General features: G+C 68.6%; 12 protein-coding genes. 2 read left to right on the top strand and 10 right to left on the bottom strand.

Annotated elements, in window-relative coordinates; all coding sequences use genetic code 11:
* Window positions 1-40: 40 nt before the first annotated feature.
* The 4 genes from dmpG to ACNJ7K_RS07445 all read right to left on the bottom strand — a co-directional run bounded on the left by dmpG (window position 41) and on the right by ACNJ7K_RS07445 (window position 3,713).
* Window positions 41-1,096 (bottom strand): 4-hydroxy-2-oxovalerate aldolase, encoded by a 1,056-nt coding sequence (gene dmpG / locus ACNJ7K_RS07460; RefSeq protein ID WP_006550744.1) that lies wholly within the window; start codon window positions 1,094-1,096, stop codon window positions 41-43.
* The gene (locus ACNJ7K_RS07455; protein WP_088899521.1) at window positions 1,093-2,025 is read right to left on the bottom strand and encodes an acetaldehyde dehydrogenase (acetylating); all 933 of its coding nucleotides are present in this window, start codon (window positions 2,023-2,025) and stop codon (window positions 1,093-1,095) included. Before ACNJ7K_RS07455 ends, dmpG begins: the two co-directional genes overlap by 4 nt.
* Window positions 2,022-2,867, bottom strand: coding sequence for a 2-keto-4-pentenoate hydratase (locus ACNJ7K_RS07450; protein WP_006550746.1), 846 nt, complete (start codon window positions 2,865-2,867; stop codon window positions 2,022-2,024). The genes ACNJ7K_RS07455 and ACNJ7K_RS07450 overlap by 4 nt, the downstream gene beginning before the upstream one ends.
* 90 nt (window positions 2,868-2,957) lie before the next feature.
* Window positions 2,958-3,713, bottom strand: a complete 756-nt coding sequence (locus ACNJ7K_RS07445) for an IclR family transcriptional regulator (protein ID WP_247849652.1) — start codon at window positions 3,711-3,713, stop codon at window positions 2,958-2,960.
* Window positions 3,714-3,829: 116 nt separating this feature from the next.
* Between ACNJ7K_RS07445 and ACNJ7K_RS07440 the strand changes: the two genes are divergently transcribed.
* Entirely contained in the window at window positions 3,830-4,366 is a 537-nt protein-coding gene (locus tag ACNJ7K_RS07440) for a DnaJ family domain-containing protein (RefSeq protein WP_016931951.1), read from the top strand.
* Here the strand turns inward: ACNJ7K_RS07440 and ACNJ7K_RS07435 are convergent.
* Window positions 4,353-5,006: a CoA transferase subunit B gene (locus ACNJ7K_RS07435; RefSeq protein ID WP_120280851.1), complete on the bottom strand. Its 654-nt coding sequence runs from the start codon at window positions 5,004-5,006 to the stop codon at window positions 4,353-4,355. The two genes, ACNJ7K_RS07440 and ACNJ7K_RS07435, sit on opposite strands and share 14 nt — an antisense overlap.
* A 3-nt stretch (window positions 5,007-5,009) precedes the next feature.
* Window positions 5,010-5,771, bottom strand: coding sequence for a CoA transferase subunit A (locus ACNJ7K_RS07430; RefSeq protein ID WP_064062371.1), 762 nt, complete (start codon window positions 5,769-5,771; stop codon window positions 5,010-5,012).
* Window positions 5,772-5,973: 202 nt separating this feature from the next.
* On the opposite strand from ACNJ7K_RS07430, the gene ACNJ7K_RS07425 reads away from it, so the two are divergent.
* Window positions 5,974-6,747 (top strand): IclR family transcriptional regulator, encoded by a 774-nt coding sequence (locus tag ACNJ7K_RS07425; protein ID WP_006550750.1) that lies wholly within the window; start codon window positions 5,974-5,976, stop codon window positions 6,745-6,747.
* 7 nt (window positions 6,748-6,754) lie between these two features.
* Here the strand turns inward: ACNJ7K_RS07425 and ACNJ7K_RS07420 are convergent, their stop codons facing one another.
* Genes ACNJ7K_RS07420 through ACNJ7K_RS07405 form a run of 4 tightly spaced genes read right to left on the bottom strand, consistent with a single transcriptional unit; the run spans window position 6,755 to window position 11,230 of the window.
* The gene (locus ACNJ7K_RS07420) at window positions 6,755-7,576 is read right to left on the bottom strand and encodes an HpcH/HpaI aldolase/citrate lyase family protein (RefSeq protein WP_006550751.1); all 822 of its coding nucleotides are present in this window, start codon (window positions 7,574-7,576) and stop codon (window positions 6,755-6,757) included.
* Window positions 7,573-8,067, bottom strand: a complete 495-nt coding sequence (locus tag ACNJ7K_RS07415) for a MaoC family dehydratase (protein WP_006550752.1) — start codon at window positions 8,065-8,067, stop codon at window positions 7,573-7,575. The genes ACNJ7K_RS07420 and ACNJ7K_RS07415 overlap by 4 nt, the downstream gene beginning before the upstream one ends.
* Window positions 8,064-9,227 carry an acyl-CoA dehydrogenase family protein gene (locus ACNJ7K_RS07410; protein WP_006550753.1) on the bottom strand — a complete coding sequence of 388 codons (1,164 nt, stop codon included), beginning with the start codon at window positions 9,225-9,227 and terminating at the stop codon, window positions 8,064-8,066. Before ACNJ7K_RS07410 ends, ACNJ7K_RS07415 begins: the two co-directional genes overlap by 4 nt.
* Window positions 9,224-11,230, bottom strand: coding sequence for an acetyl-CoA carboxylase biotin carboxylase subunit (locus tag ACNJ7K_RS07405; protein ID WP_230791826.1), 2,007 nt, complete (start codon window positions 11,228-11,230; stop codon window positions 9,224-9,226). Before ACNJ7K_RS07405 ends, ACNJ7K_RS07410 begins: the two co-directional genes overlap by 4 nt.
* Between the last annotated feature and the right edge of the window lie 6 nt (window positions 11,231-11,236).

Below are 11,236 nucleotides of genomic sequence, written 5' to 3'. Positions count from 1 at the left end.
CGCGCCCGACGCGGCTGTTCCGGCTCGATGCGGCCGGGGATCAGTTCCCTGTGCGGTTGCGCAGGTCGAGTGCGACGTCGGTGATCATGTCCTCCTGTCCACCGACGAGGCCGCGACGACCGATCTCGACCAGGATGTCGCGGGTGTCGAGGCCGTAGATGCTCGCTGCGGTCTCGGCGTGACGCAGGAAGCTCGAGTACACGCCGGCGTAGCCGAGGGTGAGGGTTTCACGGTCGACCTGCACCGGACGGTCCTGCAGCGGACGCACCAGATCGTCGGCGGCGTCCTGCAGACCGAACAGGTCGCACGAGTGCTTCCAGCCCTTGAGGTCGGCGACCGCGACGAACGGTTCGATCGGGCAGTTGCCCGCACCGGCACCCTGGCCTGCGAGCGACGCGTCGACGCGGATCACGCCCTCCTCGACCGCCACGACGGAGTTCGCCACCGACAGCGACAGGTTCTGGTGGGCGTGGATACCGATCTGGGTGCTCTCGTTCAGCACGTCCCGGTATGCACGGATGCGCTCGCGGACACCGTCCATCGTGAGGCGGCCACCCGAGTCGGTGACGTACACGCAGTCGGCGCCGTAGGACTCCATGAGCTTCGCCTGCTGGGCCAGGGCGTCTGCGGAAGTCATGTGCGACATCATCAGGAAGCCCGACACGTCCATGCCCAGTTCCTTCGCCGCCGCGATGTGCTGCGCGGAGACGTCGGCCTCGGTGCAGTGCGTCGCGATGCGCACCGACCGCACACCGATCTCGTAGGCGCGCTTCAGCTCGTGGACGGTTCCGATACCGGGCAGGAGCAGCGTCGTCAGGGTTGCCGAATTGATGGCTCCCGCTGCGGCTTCGAGCCACTCCCAGTCGGTGTTGCTGCCGGGACCGTAGGTCAGCGAGTGACCGGCGAGGCCGTCACCGTGTGACACCTCGATGGCGTCGACACCCGCACGGTCGAGTGCACCGGCGATCGCCGCGACGTTCTCGGGGGTGATGCGGTGACGGATGGCGTGCATGCCGTCGCGCAGGGTCACGTCCTGGATGTACAGCGCCGTTCCGTCGCTTGCGAATTCACGTGCCGTAGTGGTTGCCGCGGTCATGCCGTCACCTGATCCTTCTTGCGTGCCGCCACGGCGCGTGCGACCTGCAGCGCCGCGGAGGTCATGATGTCGAGATTGCCCGCGTACTCGGGCAGGTAGTGCGCTGCGCCCTTGACCTCGAGGAACACCGCGACCTTCCACAGGGGGCCGGTGTGGTCGGTGAGCGTCTCCATGGGCTCGGTGACCTCGGTGAACTGCACCTCCTGCTTGAGGGCGTAACCGGGCACGTATTCCTGGACCTTCGCGACCATCGCCTCGACGGACGCGACGATCTCGTCCTTGCGGTCCTCGCCGACGAGCGCGAGCACGGTGTCGCGCATGATCATCGGCGGCTCGGCCGGGTTGAGGATGATGATCGCCTTGCCGCGCGTGGCGCCACCGATCTTCTCGATGGCCTGCGAGGTGGTCTCGGTGAACTCGTCGATGTTGGCGCGGGTGCCGGGGCCGGCCGACTTCGAGGAGATCGAGGCGACGATCTCGGCCCAGTGCACCTTGGTGACCTGGGAGATGGCCGCGACGATCGGGATGGTGGCCTGGCCACCGCAGGTGACCATGTTGACGTTCGGAGCGTCGAGGTGCTCGGTGAGGTTCACCGGCGGCACCGTGTACGGGCCGATCGCGGCCGGTGTCAGGTCGATGAGCATCTTCCCGTGCGGGCGCAGGACCTTCTCGTTGTACTCGTGGGCCTTCGCCGAGGTCGCGTCGAAGACGATCTCGATCTCGTCGAAGCGCGGGTGCTCGACGAGTCCTTCGACACCGTTCGAGATGGCGTCGATGCCGAGGCGCTTCGCCCGTGCGAGACCGTCGGATTCGGGATCGATACCGACGAGGGCGACGGTCTCGAGTTCGGCGTCGGCCAGTCGCTTGATCTTGATGAGCAGGTCGGTGCCGATGTTGCCCGACCCGATGATGGCAACCTTGGTGGTCATGAGTTCTCCTGTGCGGTGGAGCTTTCGGAAGAGAAACGCGCGGTGACGGTGCCGAGCGAGGAGATCTCGGCGCGGACCGTGACGCCGGGCGGCGCCGGAACCATCGGGCCGAGTGCCCCCGACAGCACGACCTGCCCTGCGCGCAGGGGCTGGCCGAACTCGCGTGCCGTACGCGCGAGCCACAGCAGGGCGTTCAGCGGATCGCCGAGGCAGGCTGCGCCGTTGCCCTCGGAGACGAGTTCGTCGTCGACGTACATCCGCATGGTGGCGTCGATCGGCTCGAATTCGTCGAGGGTGAGCGTCTGCGAGCCGAGCACGTACAGGCCGCTGGATGCGTTGTCCGCGACCGTATCCGTGATCTTGATGTCCCAGCCGGCGACGCGGCTGTCGACGATTTCGAGAGCGGCGACCGCATGTCCCACGGCGGCGCGGACGGTCGCGAGATCGAGATCGTCCGAGTCGAGGTCGGCGGAGAGGACGAAGGCGATCTCGGCCTCGGCCTTCGGCTGCAGCAGGCGCTTGCTGGGCACCTCGTCGAGATCGGTGACGTCCATGTCGTCGAAGAGGACACCGAAGTCGGGGCGGTCGACACCGAGCTGCTGCTGCACCGCCGGGGAGGTCAGGCCGATCTTGCGTCCGACGATGCGGGCACCTTCGGCGAGCCGGCGGTCGGTGAGCTGCTGCTGCACCGCGTACGCCAGGTCGATGTCGGTCTCCCCGAGCAGGTCGCGGACCGGACCGCACGGGGTGGAGCTGCGTGTGGCCTCGATGAGACGGTCGGCCGCCGCACCGGCGATGCGGGTGCGATCCGCCGCTGATGTGGTGTTGGAGCTGGTAGTCATCACGTCCTCGTCGTTCGATGGATTACGACCATCCTGGCGGCGAGGTCCGTACCCGCATAGGGGCGCGTTCCGGTGAGTGGAACGTGAGGCTCAGAGGTTGCGGATGGCTTCGCGCCGGGCGTGGGTGGCAGCGATGCCCGCGGCGGCGGCCTTCACCGCGCCCTCGTGCTTCTCCGGACGGAACCGGGTGACGGGACCGGTGACGCTCACCGCCGCGATGGGACGCTCGTCCGCGTCGAAGATCGGAGCGGCGACGCAGGCGAGGCCCACCGCGGACTCCTCGAACTCGAACGCCACACCGCGCTCGACCACGGTCACGAGATTCGCCCCGAGCCGGCCGGGTGTCGTGATGGTCCGGGGAGTCTTGCGCGCCAACCCGGCCTCGACCACACCGGCCAGCAGCTCGGGCGGGGAGAACGCGAGAAGGGCCTTGCCGATTCCGGTGCAGTACATGGGCATCCGTCCACCGATCCGGGACGGCGTGGAGGCGGGGCGATGTCCGCCGATCTTCGAGACGTAGACGACCTCCACCCCCTCGGGGACGCCGAGGTGCACGGTCTCGTGGGTGCGCTCGTACAGGTCTTCCATGAACGGGATCGCGACCTCGACGAGGCCGCGCTCGAGAGAGGCGCGCAGACCCAGTTCGAAGAGCTGACCGCTCAGGCGGTATCCCGCCGGATCCTTGTCGAGCAGCCGGACGGCGACGAGATCGGTGACGATGCGGTGCAACGTCCCCTTCGGCAATCCGGTACGCCGGCCCAGTTCGGCGAGGGTGAGGACGTGGTCGTCGGCGGTGAACGCCCACAGCACGGTGACGACCTTGCCGAGCACCGTGTTCGTGTCCACCCCGTCGCCCGGCGGGCGGGCATGCACCGGCGACTCGCGCTGTCCTTCCACGTGGCTCAGGTTAGGACACCATGCACCACACCCGGGACGGGCGCCCGCGCTGGCATCCTGGATGTGTGACCGAGCGCAAGCGGTGGGACCTGACGTTCGAGACATGGATCGAACGTCAGATCCGCGTGGCGCAGGACCGGGGCGATTTCGACGATCTGCCCGGTTACGGCAAACCCATCCCCGACCACGGCGACGACGATCTGTGGTGGGTGAAGAGTTATCTGGCGCGTGAGGGTCTGTCGACGGAGGCGCTGCTGCCGCCCGAACTGCAGTTGCGGCGCGAGATCGAGCGGCTGCCCGGCACGGTCGGCTCGGCGCCCAGCGAGAAGGTGGTGCGCGACATCGTCTCCGATCTCAACCGGCGGATCGCCGACTGCCTGCGTTTCCCGAGCGGCCTGCCCGTACCGATCCACAAGGTCGACGCCGAGGAGATGGTGGAGGTGTGGAAGGTCGAGCGGGCACGTCGTCGCGAGGAGGCCCGCACGGCCCTGAACTCGACGCGACCCCGGCTCGAGACGGAGTCCGAGACCGGGGTCGCGCGGAGAAGGTGGATCTTCCGGTGGTTCCGCAGGCGGAACCGGCCGGTCGTCAGGGAAGGGTGAGCGGTGCTCCGGTCGCGGCGCGCACCTGTTCCTCGGTGACGCCCGGGGCGCACTCGGTCAGGACGAGGCCGTCGGCGGTCACGTCGATCACCGCGAGGTTGGTGATGATGCGCTGCACCACGCCCTCACCGGTGAGCGGCAGCGAGCACTCCGAGACGATCTTCGGGTTGCCCTGCTTGTCGGTGTGCTCCATGAGCACGATGACCTTGCGGGCACCGTGGACGAGATCCATCGCCCCGCCCATGCCCTTGACCATCTTGCCGGGCACCATCCAGTTGGCCAGATCGCCGGTGGCCGAGACCTCCATGCCGCCGAGCACGGCGGTGTCGATGTGGCCGCCGCGGATCATGCCGAAGCTCAGCGCCGAGTCGAAGAAAGCAGCGCCGGGGTTGACCGTCACGGTCTCCTTGCCGGCGTTGATCAGATCCGGGTCGACCGCGTCGTCGGTGGGGTACGGCCCGGTGCCCAGGATGCCGTTCTCACTGTGCAGGGTCACGTGCACACCCTCGGGCAGGTAGTTGGGGATCAGCGTCGGCAGGCCGATACCGAGGTTGACGTACTCCCCCGGCGAGAGTTCCTGCGCGGCGCGCGCGGCCATCTGCGTGCGCGTCCAACCCTGTGTCTCGACAGCTGTGGTCATCTTCTACGCTCCCTTCGCGGCGCTGACGGTGCGCTTCTCGATCTGCTTGTCCTGGACACCGGTGTGCACGACCCGGTTCACGAAGATTCCCGGCAGGTGCACCTCACCCGGATCGATCTCGCCCGGCTCGACGAGTTCCTCGACCTGGGCGATGCACACGCGGCCGGCCATCGCGGCGAGCGGGTTGAAGTTCATCGCGGCCTTGTTGAACACCAGGTTGCCCTCGGTGTCGCCCTTGAGGGCGTGCACGAGCGAGAAGTCGGCGGTAATGGACTCCTCGAGCACGTACCGCTTGCCGCGGAACTCGCGGATCTCCTTCGCCGGGGATGCCACGGCGATCGAACCGTCGGCGTTGTACTTCCACGGCAGTCCGCCCTGCGAGATGGGCGTGCCGACGCCGGCGGGGGTGAAGAAGGCGGGGATGCCCGCACCACCGGCGCGGAGCTTCTCGGCGAGAGTGCCCTGCGGGGTCAGCTCCACCTCGAGCTCGCCGGAGAGGTACTGCCGGGCGAATTCCTTGTTCTCCCCGACGTACGATGCGGTGACCCGGCGGATGCGCTTGCTGCCCAGCAGGATTCCGAGGCCGTGGCCGTCGACGCCGCAGTTGTTGGAGAACACCTCGAGGTCGGTTGCCCCGGTGTCGGCGATGGCCTGGATCAGGATGTCGGGAATGCCGCACAGTCCGAATCCGCCCACCGCGAGCGTCGCACCGTCACGGATGTCGGCGACGGCCTCCGCCGCCGTCTCGAACACTTTCGTTGCCAACTCTCACCTCTCGGATTCCGGGGGAGCCGCCTGGGCTCCGCTGGACGAATCACGTCCACTGGATGAACGCGGTCACATTCTCGGCTTCTACTAAAGATCCTGCAGGTGGAGAACACAAGTGCCCGTCCGAATCTCTCTGAAATTGGTCGTTCATCGAACGGAGACGCCATATGCGTTCACTGAGTGGACGTAGAATCGAGGCATGTCGTCCGATGCACGGGGTCAACTGGTCACGCGGATCGCCGCTCTGCTGCGCACCGTCTCGTCGCACGAACCGAAAGGGGTGACGACCTCGGAGGTCGCCCGCAGCACCGATCTCGCCCGGCCCACGGTGCACCGGCTGCTCAGCTCGCTCGCCGACGAGGGGCTCGTCGACCGGGATCCGGCGTCGGGACGCTGGGCCCTCGGACCCGAGCTCTACCTGCTGGGATCGCTCGCCTCGGTGCGCTACGACATCACCGATCTCGCGGGCGACGTGCTGCGCGATCTGGCGCGCGCGACCGGCGAGAGCGCCTTCCTCTCCGCGCGACGGGGCGACGAGACCGTGTGTCTGGCGATGGAGGAGGGCAGCTTCCCGCTGCGTTCGCACGTGCTCCACATCGGGATCCGGTTCCCGCTCGGGGTGGCGTCGGCGGGGCTGGCGATCCTCGCGCACATGCCCGACCAGGAGATCGAGGCGTATCTGTCGCGGGCGGATCTCACGGAGAACTGGGGGCCGGACCATGCGCGACCCGCACTGGAGAAGCGCATCGAGGCGACACGGCTGGCCGGCTACGCCGTCAATCCGGCGCTGATCGTCGAGGGCAGTTGGGGAATGGGCGCCGCGGTGTTCGATCACCGCGGCGCCCCGACCTGGGCGTTGAGTCTGACCGGCGTGGAGAGCCGGTTCCGGCCCGATCGTGTGCCCGAACTCGGTGAGGCGCTGCTCGACAGCGCCCACCGTCTCACTCAGTTGTTGCGTCACCGTCCCCGGTGACGCGCGGTCATGCCGAGGCGGCAGCCGACGCGCGCTGCAGCACGCGCTCGGCGTGACGCAGCACCGGGGCGTCGACCATCTTCCCTTCGAAATCGAAGACGCCGCGCTCCGATTCGGCGGCCTCGAGGACACGTCGCGCCCACGCCTCCTCCTCGGGGGTGGGCGCGTACGCCCGGCGGACGACGTCGACCTGGCTCGGGTGGATCGACACCTTGATGTCGAATCCGACCGCCACGGCGTCGAGGGCCTCCTCGTGGAGACCGTCGGTGTCCTTGATGTTCAGGTACACCGAGTCGAGCGCCCAGCGGGCGTGACCCTTCGCGGCGAGCAGGGTCACCGACCGGGCGTGTTGCGCGACCGCGCGGTACGTCCCGTCGGCGCGGCGGCTCGCGTTGCCACCGAGTCCGGCGACGAGATCCTCGGCACCCCACATCATTCCGAGTGTGTTCTCGGCGACGGCGATGTCTTCGACCGCGAGCACCCCGAGGGGCGACTCGATGAGCGCGACCACCTCGAGCGGTGCGAGCGAGCGCACCTCGTCGCCGCTCTCGCATTTGGGCAGCATGACCCGCGTGTACGACGTGCGGCGCAGCGCCTCGAGATCGGCCTCGTGGTCGGCCGTGCCCACCGGGTTGACCCGCACCACGGTGCGTTCGGGGTCGAGCGGCGTGGCGATCAGTGCCTCACGGGCGGCCTGCTTGTCGGCCGGTGCGACGGCATCCTCGAGGTCGATGATCACCACGTCGGAACGTTCGGCGGCCTTGGCGTAGCGCTCCGGGCGATCGGCGGGACAGAAAAGCCATGCGGGGCCGGGGAGTTCCCAGGTCATGTCGTGGGCCTCTTCTGGACGAGGGTCTTGCGCACGGCGACGGCGACGACATCGCCGTGCTGGTTGCGACCGGTGTGCTCGAGGGTGACGATGCCCTCCCCCGGCCGGCTCTTCGACTCGCGCTTGTCGACGATCTTCGTCTCGGCGTAGAGCGTGTCGCCGTGGAAGAGCGGCTTGGGGAAGGAGATCTCGGAGAATCCGAGGTTCGCGACGATCGTGCCCTGCGTGAGCTGGGCGACCGACAGTCCCACGATCGTCGAGAGCGTGAACATCGAATTGACCAGACGCTCACCGAAACTGGTCTCGGCGGCGTAGGCGGCGTCGAGGTGCAGCGCCTGCGTGTTCATCGTCTGCGTCGTGAACAGCGTGTTGTCGGCCTCGGTGATCGTGCGGCCGGGGCGGTGCTCGTAGATCGCGCCGAGTTCGAATTCCTCGAACCACAGGCCGCGCTGGACGATCCGCTTCTCCACGGTGGTGTCGGTTTCGCTCACAGTCCCAGCTCCCGTCCGATGAGCATGAGCTGCACCTCGGTGGTGCCCTCACCGATCTCGAGGATCTTGCTGTCGCGGTAGTGGCGCGCCACGGCGTATTCGTTCATGAAGCCGTAGCCGCCGTGGATCTGCGTCGCGTCACGCGCGTTGTCCATCGCGGCCTCGGACGCGACGAGCTTGGCGACCGCGGCCTGCTTCTTGAACGGCTTGCCGGCGAGCATCGCGGCGGCGGCGTCGTAGTAGGCGGTGCGTGCTGCGTGCGCACGCGCCTCCATGCGGGCGATCTTGAAGGCGATGGCCTGGTTGTTGCCGATCGGGCTGCCGAATGCCTCGCGTTCCTTGGCGTACTTCACCGATTCGTCGACGCAGCCCTGCGCGGCGCCGGTCGACAGCGCGGCGATCGCGATGCGGCCCTCGTCGAGGATGCGCAGGAAGTTGGCGTAGCCGCGGCCCCGCTCGCCGAGGAGGTTCTCCTCGGGCACCCGCACGTCGGCGAAGGTGAGCGGATGTGTGTCGGAGGCGTTCCAGCCGACCTTGTTGTAGGCGGGTTCGGCGGTGAAGCCCGGCGTGGAGGTCGGCACGAGGATCGTGGAGATCTCCTTTTTGCCGTTCTCCCGCACACCGGTGACGGCGGTGACGGTCACCAGCGAGGTGATGTCGGTGCCGGAGTTGGTGATGAACTGCTTGTTGCCGTTGATGATCCACTCGCCGTTCTCGAGCTTGGCGGTGGTCTTCGTGCCTCCGGCGTCGCTGCCCGCACCCGGCTCGGTGAGACCGAAGGCGGCGAGGTTGCGACCGCTCGCGAGCTGCGGCAGCCACTCCTGTTTCTGCTTCTCGTTGCCGAAGCGGTAGATCGGCATCGCACCGAGCGAGACACCGGCCTCGAGAGTGATGGCGACGGACTGGTCGACCTTGCCGAGTTCCTCGAGTGCGAGGCACAGCGCGAAGTAGTCGCCGCCCATGCCGCCGTATTCCTCGGGGAACGGCAGGCCGAACAGGCCCATCTCGGCCATGCCCTGCACGACCTCGTAGGGGAACGAATGCTCGGCATCGTGCTTGGCCGCGACCGGCGCGACCACCGTGCGGGCGAAGTCCGCGACGGTCTTGCGCAGCTGCTCGTACTCGTCGGGAAGTTGGCCGGTGGCCAGGTATTCCGTCATGACTGTGCCTCTTCCGTGTCGGCGTGCGGGGTGACCCGCGCGAGAAGTTGATCGACCTTGACCTGCTCACCGGCGGCCGCGAACAGTTCGACGGTGCCGTCGATGGGGGCGGTGAGCGAATGTTCCATCTTCATGGCCTCGACGACGACGAGCGTCTGCCCGGCCGTGACGGTGTCGCCGGATGCGACGGACACCGCGATGACGGCGCCGGGCATCGGGCTGGTGATGTCGGCGTCGCCGGCGTGCGCGTCGTCGCCGCGCACCGATGCCTCGCGCACCTCGCGGACGGCGACGCTGCCGTGGCCGTCGGAAAGCCAGACCGCACCGTCGGATTCGCCGACGCGGTAGCTGTGACGCCGGCCGTCGAGCACGACCGCCAGATCGGAGCCGTGCAGCACGGCGCTGAACCGGTAGGTCTCGCCGTCCTCGACCTCGGCGACACCGGCCGCCGGGGTTCCGGTCAGGCGCACGTGTGCGGTGCGGTCGCCGGAGGTGAGCCGCGACGTGACGGGGCGGTGGGCACCGACGCGCCATCCGTCGGGCACCGCCCACGGATCGGTGGTGTCGCCCGCCCAGCGGTCGAGCCACCGCAGGATCGCCGCGGCGACGAGCGTGGAATCGGCGGTCGTGGGGGCCGTGTAGTCGCCGACCCGGCGGTCGAGGAGTCCGGTGTCGAGCGCACCGGCCACGACGTCGTCGTCGGCGAGCAGGAACCGCACGAAGTCGACGTTGGTGACGACGCCGAGCACGGCTGTCTGTGCGAGCGCCCGGTCGAGGCGGCGCAGCGCTCCGGCGCGGTCGTCGGCGTGGGCGATGACCTTGGCGAGCATCGGGTCGTAGTCGCTGCCGACCACGGTGCCGGCGCGGATGCCGGAGTCGACGCGCACGCCGGGACCGGTGGGTTCGACGACGTCGGCGATCTCACCGCCGGTCGGGAGGAAGCCGCGGGCCGGATCCTCGGCGTAGACGCGGGCCTCGATCGCGTGGCCGGTGAGGGTGATGTCGTCCTGGGTGAAGCCGAGCGGCTCGCCGGCGGCGATGCGCACCTGCCACTCGACGAGATCGAGGCCGGTGACCATCTCGGTGACCGGATGCTCGACCTGCAGTCGGGTGTTCATCTCCATGAAGAAGAACTCGTCCGGCTTGTCGGCGGAGACGATGAACTCGACGGTGCCGGCGCCGGTGTAGTCGACGCTGCGCGCGGTGTTGCACGCGGCCTCACCGATGCGGGCGCGGGTGGCCTCGTCGAGCAGCGGCGAGGGCGCTTCCTCGATGACCTTCTGGTGCCGCCGCTGGAGGCTGCACTCGCGCTCGCCGAGGTGGACAACGTTGCCGTGCGCGTCGGCGAGGACCTGGACCTCGATGTGCCGGGGGCGCTGCACGAACCGTTCGAGGAAGAGGGTGTCGTCACCGAACGCCGACGCCGCTTCGCGACGGGCGGATTCGAGCGCGGCGGGCAGATCCTTCGGGTCCTCGACGAGGCGCATGCCCTTGCCGCCACCACCGGCGGAGGGCTTGACGAGCACGGGATAGCCTACTTCCTCGGCGCCCGCGATCAGTTCGTCGTCGCTCAGTCCGGGCCGGGAGATGCCGGGCACGACGGGAACGCCGAACTCCGACACCGCGGCCTTGGCGGTGATCTTGTCGCCCATGGTCTCGATCGCGTGGGCGGACGGGCCGAGGAAGGCGATACCGGCGGTGGCGCATGCGGCGGCGAAAGCCGAGTTCTCCGAGAGGAATCCGTAGCCGGGGTGGATGCCCTGCGCGCCGGTGGCGAGCGCCGCGTCGATGACCTTGTCGATCACCAGGTAGCTCTCGCGCGCCGCCGCGGGTCCGAGCAGCACCGCGGTGTCGGCCTCCTGCACGTGGCGGGCGTCGCGGTCGGCCTCGCTGAACACGGCGACCGAGCGGATGCCCATCGCCTTCAGGGTGCGGATGACGCGCACCGCGATCTCGCCGCGGTTGGCGACCAACACCGTGTCGATCCGAGTCGTATCAGTCATGGGTGC

The organism is Rhodococcus shunpengi (assembly GCF_048381395.1).
Lineage (GTDB): Bacteria > Actinomycetota > Actinomycetes > Mycobacteriales > Mycobacteriaceae > Rhodococcus.
Note: the sequence above shows the minus strand (reverse complement) of the source record. Positions and strands in the feature narration are given on the sequence as shown.

Bases quoted from the DNA above. Each gene is read 5' to 3' on its own strand.
- dmpG (WP_006550744.1), bottom strand. From the start codon at position 1,096: ATGACCGCGGCAACCACTACGGCACGTGAATTCGCAAGCGACGGAACG.
- ACNJ7K_RS07455 (WP_088899521.1), bottom strand. From the start codon at position 2,025: ATGACCACCAAGGTTGCCATCATCGGGTCGGGCAACATCGGCACCGAC.
- ACNJ7K_RS07450 (WP_006550746.1), bottom strand. From the start codon at position 2,867: ATGACTACCAGCTCCAACACCACATCAGCGGCGGATCGCACCCGCATC.
- ACNJ7K_RS07435 (WP_120280851.1), bottom strand. From the start codon at position 5,006: ATGACCACAGCTGTCGAGACACAGGGTTGGACGCGCACGCAGATGGCC.
- ACNJ7K_RS07425 (WP_006550750.1), top strand. From the start codon at position 5,974: ATGTCGTCCGATGCACGGGGTCAACTGGTCACGCGGATCGCCGCTCTG.
- ACNJ7K_RS07420 (WP_006550751.1), bottom strand. From the start codon at position 7,576: ATGACCTGGGAACTCCCCGGCCCCGCATGGCTTTTCTGTCCCGCCGAT.
- ACNJ7K_RS07410 (WP_006550753.1), bottom strand. From the start codon at position 9,227: ATGACGGAATACCTGGCCACCGGCCAACTTCCCGACGAGTACGAGCAG.
- ACNJ7K_RS07405 (WP_230791826.1), bottom strand. From the start codon at position 11,230: ATGACTGATACGACTCGGATCGACACGGTGTTGGTCGCCAACCGCGGC.